The sequence below is a fragment of the Streptomyces sp. NPDC033966 genome (genome assembly GCF_055575955.1).
Map to the genome: position 1 here is coordinate 226,719 of NZ_JBVIRQ010000006.1, position 12,692 is coordinate 239,410.

Annotated in this window: 12 protein-coding genes and 2 tRNA genes; 3 read left to right on the plus strand and 11 right to left on the minus strand. The window is 71.8% G+C overall.

From position 1 onward, the window contains the following. Positions 1 to 48: 48 nt before the first annotated feature. The 3 genes from ACZ518_RS19225 to ACZ518_RS19235 all read right to left on the minus strand — a co-directional run bounded on the left by ACZ518_RS19225 (position 49) and on the right by ACZ518_RS19235 (position 2,596). On the minus strand, positions 49 to 666 hold the full coding sequence (locus tag ACZ518_RS19225; protein ID WP_361601682.1) for an ATP-dependent Clp protease proteolytic subunit: 618 nt from the start codon (positions 664 to 666) through the stop codon (positions 49 to 51). Between the two features lie 285 nt (positions 667 to 951). Continuing rightward, positions 952 to 2,331: a trigger factor gene (tig, locus tag ACZ518_RS19230; protein WP_469114178.1), complete on the minus strand. Its 1,380-nt coding sequence runs from the start codon at positions 2,329 to 2,331 to the stop codon at positions 952 to 954. Between the two features lie 188 nt (positions 2,332 to 2,519). Beyond that, positions 2,520 to 2,596: transfer RNA gene (locus ACZ518_RS19235), tRNA-Pro, on the minus strand. A gap of 177 nt (positions 2,597 to 2,773) precedes the next feature. Here ACZ518_RS19235 and ACZ518_RS19240 point away from each other — a divergent pair. Further along, positions 2,774 to 2,844 (plus strand) — tRNA-Gly (locus ACZ518_RS19240). A 96-nt stretch (positions 2,845 to 2,940) separates the two neighbouring features. On the opposite strand, the gene ACZ518_RS19245 is transcribed toward ACZ518_RS19240, so the two are convergent. The 5 genes from ACZ518_RS19245 to ACZ518_RS19265 all read right to left on the minus strand — a co-directional run bounded on the left by ACZ518_RS19245 (position 2,941) and on the right by ACZ518_RS19265 (position 7,262). Beyond that, the gene (locus ACZ518_RS19245; RefSeq protein WP_385761390.1) at positions 2,941 to 3,135 is read right to left on the minus strand and encodes a hypothetical protein; all 195 of its coding nucleotides are present in this window, start codon (positions 3,133 to 3,135) and stop codon (positions 2,941 to 2,943) included. Positions 3,136 to 3,299: 164 nt separating this feature from the next. Further along, positions 3,300 to 3,755: an HD domain-containing protein gene (locus tag ACZ518_RS19250; RefSeq protein ID WP_469114179.1), complete on the minus strand. Its 456-nt coding sequence runs from the start codon at positions 3,753 to 3,755 to the stop codon at positions 3,300 to 3,302. Continuing rightward, positions 3,752 to 5,137 carry a pyridoxal phosphate-dependent decarboxylase family protein gene (locus tag ACZ518_RS19255; RefSeq protein WP_469114180.1) on the minus strand — a complete coding sequence of 462 codons (1,386 nt, stop codon included), beginning with the start codon at positions 5,135 to 5,137 and terminating at the stop codon, positions 3,752 to 3,754. Before ACZ518_RS19255 ends, ACZ518_RS19250 begins: the two co-directional genes overlap by 4 nt. 76 nt (positions 5,138 to 5,213) lie before the next feature. Continuing rightward, entirely contained in the window at positions 5,214 to 6,002 is a 789-nt protein-coding gene (locus ACZ518_RS19260; protein WP_469114181.1) for an ABC transporter ATP-binding protein, read from the minus strand. 117 nt (positions 6,003 to 6,119) lie between these two features. Beyond that, positions 6,120 to 7,262, minus strand: coding sequence for a SpoIIE family protein phosphatase (locus ACZ518_RS19265; RefSeq protein WP_469114182.1), 1,143 nt, complete (start codon positions 7,260 to 7,262; stop codon positions 6,120 to 6,122). A gap of 117 nt (positions 7,263 to 7,379) precedes the next feature. Between ACZ518_RS19265 and ACZ518_RS19270 the strand changes: the two genes are divergently transcribed. After that, positions 7,380 to 8,615, plus strand: coding sequence for a GNAT family N-acetyltransferase (locus ACZ518_RS19270; protein WP_469114183.1), 1,236 nt, complete (start codon positions 7,380 to 7,382; stop codon positions 8,613 to 8,615). A gap of 239 nt (positions 8,616 to 8,854) precedes the next feature. Here the strand turns inward: ACZ518_RS19270 and ACZ518_RS19275 are convergent, their stop codons facing one another. Then, positions 8,855 to 9,661, minus strand: a complete 807-nt coding sequence (locus ACZ518_RS19275; protein WP_469114184.1) for an Fpg/Nei family DNA glycosylase — start codon at positions 9,659 to 9,661, stop codon at positions 8,855 to 8,857. 61 nt (positions 9,662 to 9,722) lie between these two features. Continuing rightward, the gene (locus ACZ518_RS19280; protein WP_007264071.1) at positions 9,723 to 10,211 is read right to left on the minus strand and encodes a ribose-5-phosphate isomerase; all 489 of its coding nucleotides are present in this window, start codon (positions 10,209 to 10,211) and stop codon (positions 9,723 to 9,725) included. Positions 10,212 to 10,430: 219 nt separating this feature from the next. Between ACZ518_RS19280 and ACZ518_RS19285 the strand changes: the two genes are divergently transcribed. Then, positions 10,431 to 11,897 (plus strand): amino acid permease, encoded by a 1,467-nt coding sequence (locus tag ACZ518_RS19285; protein ID WP_469114185.1) that lies wholly within the window; start codon positions 10,431 to 10,433, stop codon positions 11,895 to 11,897. Positions 11,898 to 11,983: 86 nt separating this feature from the next. Here the strand turns inward: ACZ518_RS19285 and ACZ518_RS19290 are convergent, their stop codons facing one another. Further along, positions 11,984 to 12,568 carry a biotin transporter BioY gene (locus ACZ518_RS19290; RefSeq protein ID WP_469114186.1) on the minus strand — a complete coding sequence of 195 codons (585 nt, stop codon included), beginning with the start codon at positions 12,566 to 12,568 and terminating at the stop codon, positions 11,984 to 11,986. Between the last annotated feature and the right edge of the window lie 124 nt (positions 12,569 to 12,692).

Sequence of the window (12,692 nt, forward strand, 5' to 3'; positions counted from 1 at the left end):
GCGGGCGGGCGCAGGGGCCTCGTACGGGACCCCGTGCGCCGGCCGGGGTCAGGCCCCGGTGCCGCCGCCGCCCGGGACCAGCGACGCGGCGGAGATGATCTCGTCGATGAGGCCGTACTCCTTGGCCTCCTCCGCCGTGAACCAGCGGTCGCGGTCGCCGTCGCGGATGATCGCCTCCACGGTCTGGCCCGAGTGGTGCGCGGTGATCTCGGCCATGCGCTGCTTGGTGCGCAGCAGGTACTGGGCCTGGATCTTGATGTCCGAGGCGGTGCCGCCGATGCCGGCGGAGCCCTGGTGCATCAGGATGTCGGTGTTCGGGAGCGCGAAGCGCTTGCCGGTCGCGCCGCCGGTGAGGAGGAACTGGCCCATGGAGGCCGCCATTCCCATGCCGATGGTGACGACGTCGTTCGGGATGTACTGCATGGTGTCGTAGACCGCCATGCCCGCCGTCACGGAGCCACCGGGGCTGTTGATGTACAGGTAGATGTCCTTCTCCGGCTCCGCGGCCAGGAGGAGGAGCTGCGCCGTGATCTTGTTCGCGATGTCGTCGTCGACCTGCTGCCCGAGGAAGATGATGCGTTCGCCGAGCAGCCGGTTGTAGACATGGTCGCCGAGGCCGCCACCGATGGACGGCTCACCCGCGGCGTAAGGCTTCAGATTCGTCACGTATCCACCTGCTCGTCTCCGACGGCCACATGCCGTCTCAGCGTCTCGTTCTGGGGCGCGGACCTACCGGGGGGCGATGCCGCCGGCTTCGGGTACTCCCGTGCCCTCGTATTCATGGACCCTAACGCGCAGGTAGGACAACGCCATCCCGCTTCCCGAACTGTTCGCTCGGAGCGCAAGCTCCCGAGCGGCCCGCGAGGGCACGCGGAAGGGCCCGGACGCGGCTGCGTCCGGGCCCTTCGGGGCACTTCTCAGGGGGCTCCGCGAGGGCGCCTCCCGGAGGTGTTACTTGGCCTCGGCGTCACCCTCGACGGCGGCCTCGACGACCTCGGCGGCCGTCTCGGTCTCGTCCTCGTCGTCGGAGAGGTCGACGACCTCACCGTTGGTGTCGACGACCTTGGCGGCCTCGACGACGACCGCGAGGGCCTTGCCGCGGGCGACCTCGCCGACCAGCATCGGGACCTGGCCGCCCTCGACGACGGCCTGGGCGAACTGGTCGGGGGACATGCCGGAGGACTGCGCGCGGCGCATGAGGTGCTCGGTGAGCTCCTCCTGGTTGACGCCCAGCTTCTCCTTGTTGACCAGCGCGTCGAGGACGAACTGGGTCTTGATGCCCTTGACGGCCTGCTCGGAGGTCTCGGCGTCGAACTCCTCGACCGTCTTGCCCTGGATCTCGAGGAACTTCTCGAGGTTCAGGCCCATCTGGCCGAGCTGGTGGTGCTCCAGGTTGTGCTTGCGGGTCTGGACCTCGTCCGCGAGGAGCTTCTCGGGGATCGGGACCTCGACGAGCTCCAGCAGCTTCTCCAGGACGCGCTCCTGGGCCTGCGTGGCCTGGTCGTACTGCTTCATGTTCTCGAGGCGCTTGCGGCTGTCCGCCTTGAGCTCCTCGAGGGTGTCGAACTCGCTCGCCATCTGCGCGAACTCGTCGTCCAGCTCCGGCAGCTCGCGGGCGGAGACCTTGGTGACCTTGACGGTGACCTCGGCGTCCTTGCCCTCGGCGGAGCCGCCCTTCAGCTGCGAGGTGAAGGTGGCCTCGCCACCGGCCTCCAGGCCCTTGACGGCCTCGTCGATGCCGTCGAGGAGCTCGCCCGAGCCGATGGTGTAGGAGACGTCGGTGGCGACGCCGTCCGCGAGGACCTCGCCGTCGACCTTGGCCTCGAGGTCGATGGTGACGACGTCACCCTCGGCGGCGGCGCGCTCGACGTCCTTGGTGGACGCGAAGCGGCCGCGCAGCTGCTCGACCGACTTCTCGACGTCCTCGTCCGAGACCTCGACCGCGTCGACCTCGACCTCGATGCCGGAGTAGTCCGGGATCTCGATCTCGGGGCGGACGTCCACCTCGGCGGTGAACTTCAGGAGCTCGTTGTCCTTCAGCTCGGTGATGTCGACCTCGGGCTGGCCCAGCGGGTTCAGGTCGGCCTCGTTGACGGCCTCGGTGTAGAACTTCGGGAGGGCGTCGTTGACGGCCTCCTCCAGCACCGCACCGCGGCCGAAGCGCTGGTCGATGACGCGGTTCGGGATCTTGCCCTTGCGGAAGCCCTTCACCGTGACCTGCTGGTTGATCTTCTTGTACGCCGCGTCGAGGCTGTCCTTGAGCTCCTCGAAGGGCACCTCGACAGTGAGCCGAACCCGAGTCGGATTCAGGGTCTCCACGGCGCTCTTCACGGTTCGGTCTCCTTGTGGCTGACTGCTTGGGGTTCTGCCGGATCGCTGCGATTCAGCGGCCTCGGCGGATTCGGCCCGGCATCAGACACACGGGCACGCAGCTTGCATAGTAACCGCAAGCGGCAATCAGCCCACAACGCGATCTTGGCGAACGGTGCCTGTCGGCGGGCAGTACTGAGTGGTGCTGGTGGTCGGGGTGGCCGGATTCGAACCGACGACCTTCCGCTCCCAAAGCGGACGCGCTACCAAGCTGCGCCACACCCCGTCGGTGCGACACGTAGGGTACATGCCCGGAGACCCTCCGACGCCCCCGGTTTCCCCGGCGGGCGCACGCGCGTGCGGGGCGGGCCGGGACACGGCGGGAAAAGGGGTGTGCACTCCCCCCTCGCGACCCGCTAGGATGCTGTCCGTGCCGCGGTCCCCGGACCTGCGGCGACGCGTTGCGGGTGTAGCTCAATGGTAGAGCCCTAGTCTTCCAAACTAGCTACGCGGGTTCGATTCCCGTCACCCGCTCTTCATGGCTCGGGGCCAGGCCGGAGATCTTCTCCAGGACCTGGCCCCGAGTCGTTTCCGCGAGTCGTTTCCGCGCCGTGCCCGCGCGGCTCCCGCTCAGAGCTTGATGCCCGCGATGGTGTCCGCGAGGGAGTTCAGGAAGCGGTTCACGTCCGGGGCGATGGAGCTCGACGCGAGGAAGAAGCCGAAGAGGACCGCGACGATCGCGGGGCCCGCCTTGATGTGGTTGCCGCGGATCAGGATCACCAGGATGACCGCCAACAGAACCACCACTGACAGCGAAATGGCCACTACTGATCACACCTTCGGTCGTCCCCTGGCCGGCCCGGCGCGCGCGGCGTTGCGCGCCCCACATGCACCATCCTCCCACCAACCGGCCCCGGCTATCCGCCCCGTGACGAAGAGCCATCACGTCTTTCCCGCCATGCGGGTGCGCACCGGGGACATTTCGGACGTCAGGGTGTGGTGATGCCGAGGAGCGAGCGGACGTGGGCGTACTTCGCGGTCAGCCGGTCGCGGGTGGGCGCGTCCAGTACGGACAGGCGTACGGGGTCCGCGTTGTGCGCGAGGTCGGCCTCCTTCACGAGGAGGGCGCCGGGGGTGGCGAGGATCCGGGCGGCGTACTCCCCGACCGGTTCCCCGGGGCGTTTGGTGAGGGCCAGGACCATGTCCTTGACCTCCTGCGGGAGGGCGGCGGCCGCGAGCTGCGCCGGGCTGAGCGCGTCGTCCTCCACCGAGTCGTGGAGCCAGGCCGCGGCCTGCTGGGCGGGGCTGCCGCCGCGCAGGCGGACGCCTTCGGCCACGGCCGCCAGGTGCTCGGCGTAGGGCCGTCCGGCCTTGTCGGTCTGGCCCTCGTGCGCGGAGCGGGCGAGGGCCTCCACCTCGGCGAGGGTCAGGGAGCGGTCCGTCATGCGATCTCCTTCGCTGCCGCGCGCAGGGCCTCGGCGGCCCGGTCCACGTCCGCCGGCGTGGTGCGCCAGTTGGAGAACGCGGCGCGCAGGCCGGCGGTTCCCCCGAGGACGGTGGGGGTGACGAAGACGTCGGCGGCGACGGCCTCGCGCAGGGCGGTCAGCCGCTCGGGGGTGGGGGCTTCGGCGAGGGTGAAGCAGACGACGTTGAGGCGGACCGGGGCCAGCAGCCGGAAGGCCGGGTCGCGGTCGAGGTGTTCGCCGAGTGAGCGGGCGCATGCGATGTCCCGTTCGACGATCTCCCGGTGGCCCTCGCGGCCGTAGGCGCGCAGGGTGAACCAGGCGGCGAGGGCCCGCAGCCGGTGGGAGTTCTCGGGGGTGAGGTGGACGAGGTCGGGATCGGGGCCGAGGGGGCCGAGGTAGGCGGCGGCGTTGGCGAAGACCCGGGCCTGGAGGTCGCGGCGGCGGGTGAACTGGACGGCGCTGTCGTACGGGACGTTGAGCCACTTGTGCAGGTCGACGCAGACGGAGTCGGAGGCGTCGAGGCCGGCGACGAGGTGGGCGTGCTCGGGGGTGAGCGCGGCGAAGGCGCCGAAGGCGGCGTCGGTGTGGAGCCAGAAGTCGTGGCGTTCCCAGAGGGCGGCGACGGCCCGGAGGTCGTCGAAGTCGACGGTGTTGACGGTGCCGGCGTTGGCGACGACGACCGCCGGGCCGGGTGCGTCGGCGAGGGCCCTGTCGAGGGCGGCGGGGTCGACGGCCTCCCGCCCGGGGAGGGTGGGCACGGGGACGAGGGCGGCGCGGCCGAGGCCGAGGACGGACAGGGCCTTGGCGATGGAGGAGTGCGGGGCGCCGGAGAGCACGCGGACGGGGCCGAGGGCGGCGACGCCGTCCTGCGCCGGAGACACCCCGAGGCGTTCGCCGAGCCACTCGCGGGCGATGGCGAGGCCGGCGGTGTTGGACATGGTGGCGCCGCTGACGAAGGTGCCGGTGTGGGCGCCGGAGAGGCCGAAGAGCTCGCGGAGCCAGCCGGTGGTCTCGCGTTCGAGGTGCTGGCCGGCGCCGTCCATGGCGGAGTTGGAGTTCTGGTCGTGCACGGCGGTCAGCCAGTCCCCGGCGAGGGCGGCGGGGGTGGCGCCGCCGGTGACGAAGCCGAGGTAGCGGGGGCCGGCGGAGGCGGAGAGGCGGGGCTCCCAGCGGGCCCGGAACTCGGCGAGGGCCGCTTCCGTGCCGGTGCCGCGCCCGGGGAGCGGGGCCGGCGGCGGGGGGTCCTGCGGCGGTACGACGGGGCGGTCGTCCAGGGTCGCGAGGGCCTCGGCGGCGGCGCGGCGGGTGGCGTCGAGGAGCTCGGGGAGCCGGGCGAGGTCGGCGGCGAGGGTGCGGTCCATGGGCGGCACGCTAGACGTCGGCGGGCCGGGGCGACCGGGCCAATCGGCTTCGGGTGGCCCGGGCGGGGCGGGGTGGTCAGGCCGCCGTGTACGACGGGGCCGGGCGGCTGGTCAGAGTGGTCATGCGGGCGGCGATCGTGGCGGCGGGGGTGCGGGGCAGGCGGTCCGCGATGAGGCCGTCGGCGAGGAAGAGCACCTGGTCGGCGTGGGCGGCGGCGGCCGGGTCGTGGGTGACCATGACGACGGTGGCGCCGAGGGCATCCACGGCGTCGCGGAGCAGGCCGAGCACCTCGGCGGCGGTGGTGGTGTCGAGGGCACCCGTCGGCTCGTCGGCGAAGACCACGTCGGGCCGCGTGACCAGGGCCCGGGCGATGGCGACCCGCTGCTGCTGTCCGCCGGACAGCTCGGCGGGGCGGCGCCGGCCCTTGCCGTCCAGGCCGACCCGGGCGAGCAGCTCGGCGGCCCGGGCCCGGTCCTGGCGGCCGCCGCCGAGGCTCATCGGGAGCAGGACGTTCTGCTCGACGGTGAGCGAGGGCAGCAGGTTGAAGGCCTGGAAGACGAAACCGAGGCGGCTGCGGCGCAGCTCGGTGAGCTCGTTCTCGTTCATGGTGGTGATCTCGGTGCCGCCGAGCCGGACGGAGCCCTCGGTGGGGACGTCGAGTCCGGCGGCGCACTGGAGGAAGGTCGACTTGCCGGAGCCGGAGGGGCCCATCACGGCGGTGAAGCTGCCGCGCGGCAGGGTGAGGTCGATGCCGCGCAGGGCGTGTACGGAGGCGGCGCCCCGCCCGTAGACGCGCCGTACGCCGCTCAGCTCCACGGCGGGTCCCGTCTCCGCGTCGTGTCGCCTGGTCCGCCTCAGCCCCATGGTGTGCCGCCTTCCGTACCGGTGTCCGTTGGTGTCCCCGACGCTACGGAGGGGCGTGGGGCGGCGGCCATGGAGCGGCCCGGCGGACGGCTGGTGGGGTAAACCCCACCCCGGGTGTCAGGGCGAGCGGCGGATGAGGAGCAGGGCGCGGTCGTCGTTGACGTCCTTGGCGACCTTCTCGATGAGGTGCCAGGCGGCGCCGTCCCAGCCGGCGGCGACGTAGCGGTCGGCTTCGCCGGTGAGCCGGTCGATGCCTTCGCTGATCTCGCGGTCGGCGGTCTCGACGAGGCCGTCGGTGAAGAGCATGAGGACGTCGCCGCGCCGCAGGTTGCCGCGGGCGGGTTCGAATTCGGCGCCGTCGTAGACGCCGAGCAGCGGGCCCTCGCCGGCGATCTCCTGCCAGCGGCCGGTGCCGGCCGAGAGCTGGAGGGCGGGGAGGTGTCCGGCGGACAGCAGTTCGTAGTCGCCGGTCTCCAGGTCGAGGACGAGGTGGATGGAGGTGGCGAAGCCCTCGTCCCAGTCCTGGCGGAGCAGGTAGCCGTTGGCGGCGGGGAGGAAGTCCTGGGGCGGGAGGGCGCCGAGGAGGCCGCCGAAGGCGCCGGAGAGGAGGAGGGCGCGGGAGCCGGCTTCCATGCCCTTGCCGGAGACGTCGGTGAGGACGACTTCGAGGGTGCGGCCGCCGTGGGTGCGGGCGGCGACGACGAAGTCGCCGGAGAAGGACTGGCCGCCGGCCGGGCGCAGGGCCATCTCGCGGTGCCAGCCGCGGGGCAGGGCGGGCAGCTTGCTCTGGACCCGGATGCGTTCGCGCAGGTCGAAGAGCATGGTGCCGCCGCGTCTCCAGGGCACGCCGACGCGGCTGCGGAACTGGGCGATGACCAGTCCGAAGAACCCGCAGGCGGCCACCACGAGCACGGTTCCGGGGGTGACCCGGGCGGGGCCCTGGGTGTAGGGCCCGAGGACGAGGGCCTCGACGATCAGGGCGGCCGCGGCGGCGGCGTACAGCCCGAGGAGGCTGGCGGGGCGCAGCAGGAGGCCGCCGGCGACGATGGGCAGGACCAGGGCCGACGGGGAGAACCAGACGGGCATCAGGAGGGTGCCGCAGGCTATGGCGGGGACGGTCAGGAGGAGGCCGGCGAAGGCCAGCCAGTCGGAGGCGTCCCCGCGGAAGTAGTCGACGGCGGATTTGCGCAGGGCTGTGCGTGCCCGGTGCGAAAGCATCCGCATCCGGGCCATGAACGTTTCCACGCGTGCTCCGGCCATTGCTTCGGGACCATATCCATCCTGGCTGTGACTGCGCAGGGGGACCCCCGGACCAATGACGCTTCGCGGGGCGAAAACCCTTCGCCTGCCGCGGACGGCCCGGGCAAGGATGAACGCATGGCTCTTGAGATGCGGGTTTTGAAGCAGGACGAGTGGGATGTCTGGTTCGATCATCTGGAACTCGCGTTCGGCGGGGTGACCGAAGCCGCACCGACCCGGGAGCGCTTCCGGTCCCTGACGGAGCTCGACCGCTCCCTGGGCGTCTGGGACGGCGAGGACTGTGTCGGCTCGGCGTCGGCGTTCGGCTTCCGCCTCTCGGTGCCGGGCGGGGCCCTGGTTCCGGCGTCGGGCGTGACCATGGTCGGTGTCACGCCGACCCACCGCAGGCGCGGGGTGCTCACGTCGCTGATGCGCCGCCAATTGGACGACATCCGTACGGGTGAGGAGCCGGTCGCCGTACTGACGGCCTCGGAGCCGGAGATCTACGGCCGCTTCGGCTACGGCACCGCCGCGTACTCCACGGCCGTCGACATCGACACCACACGGGTACGCCTCCACGTGCCGCCGGGGACGGACGAGGTGCGGCTGCGGCTCGTGGACCCGGAGAAGGCCCTCGCGGACTGCGAGCGGGTCTACGCCGCCCTGGTGGCGGGCCGGCCGGGCATGCTCGCGCGGCAGCCGGGCTGGGAGCGCGAGGCGCTGCTGGACCCGCCGGAGCTGCGGAACGGGGCCTCGCCGCTGAAGTGCGTGGTGGCCGAGGGCCCGGACGGCGGGGTGGCCGGGTACGCGCGGTACCGGGTCAAGCCCGACTGGGAGCTGATCGGATCGGACGGCAAGGTCGAGGTCCGCGAGGTGCACGCGCCGGACCCGGCGGTGTACGCGGCGCTGTGGCGCTACCTCTTCGAGATCGACCTGACCTGGCACGTGCGGGCGTACGGGCGGCCGGTCGACGACCCGCTGCTGCACCTGGTCAGCGACATCCGCCGGATCCGGGCGCACCAGCGGGACGCGCTGCACCTGCGGCTGGTGGACCTGCCGGCGGCGCTGGAGGCGCGGGCGTACGGGGCCGCGGTGGACGTGGTGCTGGAGGTGGAGGACGCGTTCTGTCCGTGGAACGCGGGGCGGTGGCGGCTGACCGCCGGGGGTGACGGGGCGGGGCGGTGCGTGCGTTCGCAGGACGCCGCCGACCTGGCGCTGTCGGTGCGGGAGCTGGGCTCGGCGTACCTGGGCGGGGTCACGCTGACCTCGCTGGCGGCGGCCGGGAGGGTGCGCGAGCTGCGGGCGGGGGCGCTGCGGGAGGCCTCGCGGGCCTTCGCGGGCGATGTCGCCCCTTGGCTCCCGCACAACTTCTAGGGCCTGTCCGGCCCCAACGCCGGCGGGGCTGGATTCCGCGCGGCCAGCGCCTGTCCGGCGGATCAGGGCCGGACAGGGCAGGCCGTGTCTTTTGGATCAGGCCGGATCAGCCCGGGGCGGCTGGTGCCGTGCATCGCAAGGCCGAGGAGGGAGGCGACGCGGAGCGTCGTCGACCGACGAGAACGTGGCGAGGCGCGGTGCCAGGCGTCGCGGGCCCGGCCTGATCCAAAAGACACGGCCTAGCGCTGCTGGCAGGCGGGGCACCAGAAGAGGTTGCGGGCGGCGAGGCCGGCGGTGCGGATCTCGCCGCCGCAGATGTGGCAGGGCATGTTCGCCCGTCGGTAGACGTACACCTCGCCGCCGTGGTCGTCCACCCTCGGCGGGCGGCCCATCGCCTCGGGGAGGTGTTCGTCGCGGACCGTGTCGATACGGTTCTTGCGGACGCCCTCGCGCATCAGCACCACCAGGTCGGCCCACATGGCGTCCCATTCGGTGCGGGTGAGGTCCCGGCCGAGCCGGTAGGGGTCGATGCCGTGCCGGAAGAGGACCTCGGCGCGGTAGACGTTGCCCACGCCCGCCACGATCTTCTGGTCCATCAGCAGGGCGGCGATCGTGGTCCGGCTGCGGGAGATCCGGGTCCAGGCGCGGCCGGGGTCGTCGGCGGGGCGCAGCGGGTCGGGGCCCAGGCGGTCGTGTATCGCCTTCTTCTCGCCCTCGCCGATCAGCGCGCAGGCCGTGGGCCCGCGCAGGTCGGCGTAGTGGTCCTCGTTCAGCAGGCGCAGCCGGACCGTGTCGGTGGCCGGCGGGGCCGGGGCGGGGCCGAAGCCGAGCTTGCCGAAGAGGCCCAGGTGGATGTGGATCCAGGCGTCGCCCAGCTCGAGGAAGAGGTGCTTGCCGTGTGCCTCGGCGCTCTCCAGCTCCCGGCCGTCGAGCAGGGCCGCGCTCTCGGCGAAGCGGCCCTGGGGGCTGCTCACCCGTACCGGGCGGGCGGCGAAGCGCTCGGTGTGGTCCTGGGCGAGGCGGTGGATCGTATGCCCCTCGGGCACGGCGGCGCTCCTCCATCTGGTGTGTGCCGCCGGACGGGGGCGTCCGGCGGCACACGGCGTCCTACTGGTCCTGCGGGTGGTGGGCCGGGATCGGGGGGAGCTCGCCGGTGGTCTCGTACGCGGAGAGCATGTCGATGCGGCGCGTGTGGCGCTCCTCGTCGGAGTACGGGGTCGCCAGGAAGGCCTCGATGAAGCTGGTGGCGTCTTCCTGGCTGTGCATCCGGCCGCCGACGGAGATGACGTTGGCGTTGTTGTGCTCGCGGCCGAGCTTCGCGGTCTCCACGCTCCAGGCGAGGATGGCGCGGACGCCCTTGACCTTGTTGGCGGCGATCTGCTCGCCGTTGCCGGAGCCGCCGATCACGATGCCGAGGCTGTCGGCGTCCGCGGCGGTCTTCTCCGCGGCGCGCAGGCAGAACGGCGGGTAGTCGTCGACGGCGTCGTAGATGTGGGGCCCGCAGTCGACGGGCTCGTGGCCGTTGTTCTTGAGCCAGTCCACGAGGTGGTTCTTGAGCTCAAAGCCGGCATGGTCGGATCCGAGATACACGCGCATGGGTCGAGTGTGGCATGCGCGGCCTCCGAGGACGGCAGAGGGGTGTCGCATAAATCACTTCTAAACCTCAAGTAAACCCAAAGACCCCAGTCAGGAGGGGTCGGGACCTTGGTCCCGCGTTGGGGGCCTTAGGTAACTATCGGAAGAAGGTCTTCCGTACTGGCCGGAAATCGGGTTTGAATGCCGGAACTCTCCACCCGAGAACCTAAGGATTCGTCCATGAGCACGACGACGACCCTTCAGAAGGCAGGCGACCCGACCGGCGAACCCGGTTCCGCCCAGCCCTCCGACGGTCTCAAGGCCGGTCTCAAGAACCGCCACCTTTCCATGATCGCCATCGGCGGTGTCATCGGCGCCGGCCTCTTCGTCGGCTCCGGCGGCGGCATCGCCAAGGCCGGCCCCGCCATCCTGATCTCGTACGCCCTCGTCGGCGCGATGGTCGTCTTCGTGATGCGGATGCTCGGCGAGATGGCCGCCGCGAGCCCGAACTCCGGCTCCTTCTCCGCTTACGCCGACCGCGCGCTCGGCCGCTGGGCCGGCTTCTCCATCGGCTGGCTGTACTGGTTCTTCTGGGTCGTCGTCCTGGCCGTCGAGGCCACCGCCGGCGCCGTGATCCTCGAAAGCTGGATCCCCGCCATCCCGCAGTGGGGCTGGTCCCTGATCGTCATGGCGGTGCTGACCGCCACCAACCTCGGCTCGGTCGCCTCCTACGGCGAGTTCGAGTTCTGGTTCGCGGGCATCAAGGTCGTCGCCATCGGCGCCTTCGTGGTCGTCGGCATGCTCGCCGTCTTCGGCGTCCTGCCCGGCTCGGACAACCCGGGCGCCGGCTTCGCGCACCTCACCGACGCCGGCGGGTTCATGCCCAACGGCTGGGGCTCGGTCCTCACCGGTGTGCTGATGGTCGTCTTCTCCTTCATGGGCAGCGAGATCGTCACCCTGGCCGCCGGCGAGTCCGAGGACCCGCGCCGCGCCGTCACCAAGGCCACCAACTCGGTCATCTGGCGCATCGGCGTCTTCTACCTCGGGTCGATCTTCGTCGTCCTGACCCTGCTGCCGTGGAACGACAAGTCGATCGTCGACAAGGGCTCGTACGTCGCGGCCCTCGACTCCATCGGCATCCCGGCCGCCGGCCAGATCATGAACGTGATCGTCCTGACCGCCGTGCTGTCCTGCCTGAACTCGGGCCTCTACACCGCTTCCCGCATGGCGTTCTCGCTGGGCGAGCGCGGTGACGCCCCCAAGGCCTTCGCCAAGGTCAACAAGCGGGGCGTGCCGATGGCGGCCATCCTCGGCTCCACGGTCTTCGGCTTCGTCGCCGTCATCTTCAACTACACGAACCCGGACACCGTCTTCAGCTTCCTGCTGAACTCCTCCGGTGCGATCGCGCTCTTCGTCTGGCTGGTCATCTGCCTGACCCAGCTGCGCATGCGCAAGATCCTCGTCGCCGAGGCCCCCGAGAAGCTGACGGTGAAGATGTGGCTCTTCCCGTACCTGACCTGGGCCACCGCTGCGATGATCACCTTCGTCCTCGGCTACATGGTCTACGACAAGGACAACCGCGAGACGGTGCTCTACTCGCTGCTCGTCGCGGCCGCCGTGATCGTGATCGGCGTGGTGCGCGACTCGCGCCGCAAGGGTGAGCTCGCCGCCGAGGCCGTGGCCGACGCCGCGACCGACGCCGCCTGACCGGCCCCGCACACGACAGCAGCCCCGGACCGCCCGCTCGCGGTCCGGGGCTGCTGTGCAGGCACCGGCGGGGAGGCCGTAGGCGCTCAGCCGCGGCGGCCGGCCAGCTTCCAGGCGGCCGGCAGCGCGCCCATGGCCAGCGCGGCCTTGAGGGCGTCGCCGATCAGGAACGGGACCAGGCCCTTGGCCACGGCGGTGTCCAGGGACATGCCGGTGACGGCCATCAGGTACGGCACGCCCACCGCGTAGATCACCGCGGAGCCCAGCACCATCGTGCCCGCCATCCGCAGCACCGAGCGGTCACCGCCGCGCCGGGCGAGGGCGCCGACGAGGGTGGACGCCAGCAGCATGCCGAGCACGTAGCCGAAGGTCGCGCCGCCCGCACCGGAGGCACCGCCCGCGAACCACGGCACGCCGGCCATGCCGACCAGGGTGTAGAGCGCCAGGGACAGGAAGCCGCGGCGGGCGCCGAGCGCGGTGCCGACGAGCAGCGCCGCGAAGGTCTGCCCGGTGATCGGCGCCGCCAGGCCGTCGACCTGGACGGAGATCTGCGCGGCCAGGCCGGTGAGCGCGGCTCCGCCGACGACGAGGGCGGCGTCCCTGACGCGGCTCGCGGGCAGCAGGTCGGCGAGGACGGCGCCGGGCCGGAAGGAGACGGAAGCGGTGCTCATCTAAGGCTCCGGAAGGTGGGGTGGTCGGGCAGGACACCGCGACGTTAGCCGTCGCCACACGGCCGCCCCTACCACCGACCGGGACAAAGCCATACTGTCCGGTTTGGTGGAGACCGCACAAAGG

Excerpts from the sequence above, each read along its gene's own strand:
- ACZ518_RS19250 (WP_469114179.1), bottom strand. The coding sequence starts at position 3,755 with ATGACGGACCGCTCCCTGACCCTCGCCGAGGTGGAGGCCCTCGCCCGC.
- ACZ518_RS19255 (WP_469114180.1), bottom strand. The coding sequence starts at position 5,137 with ATGGACCGCACCCTCGCCGCCGACCTCGCCCGGCTCCCCGAGCTCCTC.
- ACZ518_RS19260 (WP_469114181.1), bottom strand. The coding sequence starts at position 6,002 with ATGGGGCTGAGGCGGACCAGGCGACACGACGCGGAGACGGGACCCGCC.
- ACZ518_RS19265 (WP_469114182.1), bottom strand. The coding sequence starts at position 7,262 with ATGGCCGGAGCACGCGTGGAAACGTTCATGGCCCGGATGCGGATGCTT.
- ACZ518_RS19270 (WP_469114183.1), top strand. The coding sequence starts at position 7,380 with ATGGCTCTTGAGATGCGGGTTTTGAAGCAGGACGAGTGGGATGTCTGG.
- ACZ518_RS19280 (WP_007264071.1), bottom strand. The coding sequence starts at position 10,211 with ATGCGCGTGTATCTCGGATCCGACCATGCCGGCTTTGAGCTCAAGAAC.
- ACZ518_RS19285 (WP_469114185.1), top strand. The coding sequence starts at position 10,431 with ATGAGCACGACGACGACCCTTCAGAAGGCAGGCGACCCGACCGGCGAA.
- ACZ518_RS19290 (WP_469114186.1), bottom strand. The coding sequence starts at position 12,568 with ATGAGCACCGCTTCCGTCTCCTTCCGGCCCGGCGCCGTCCTCGCCGAC.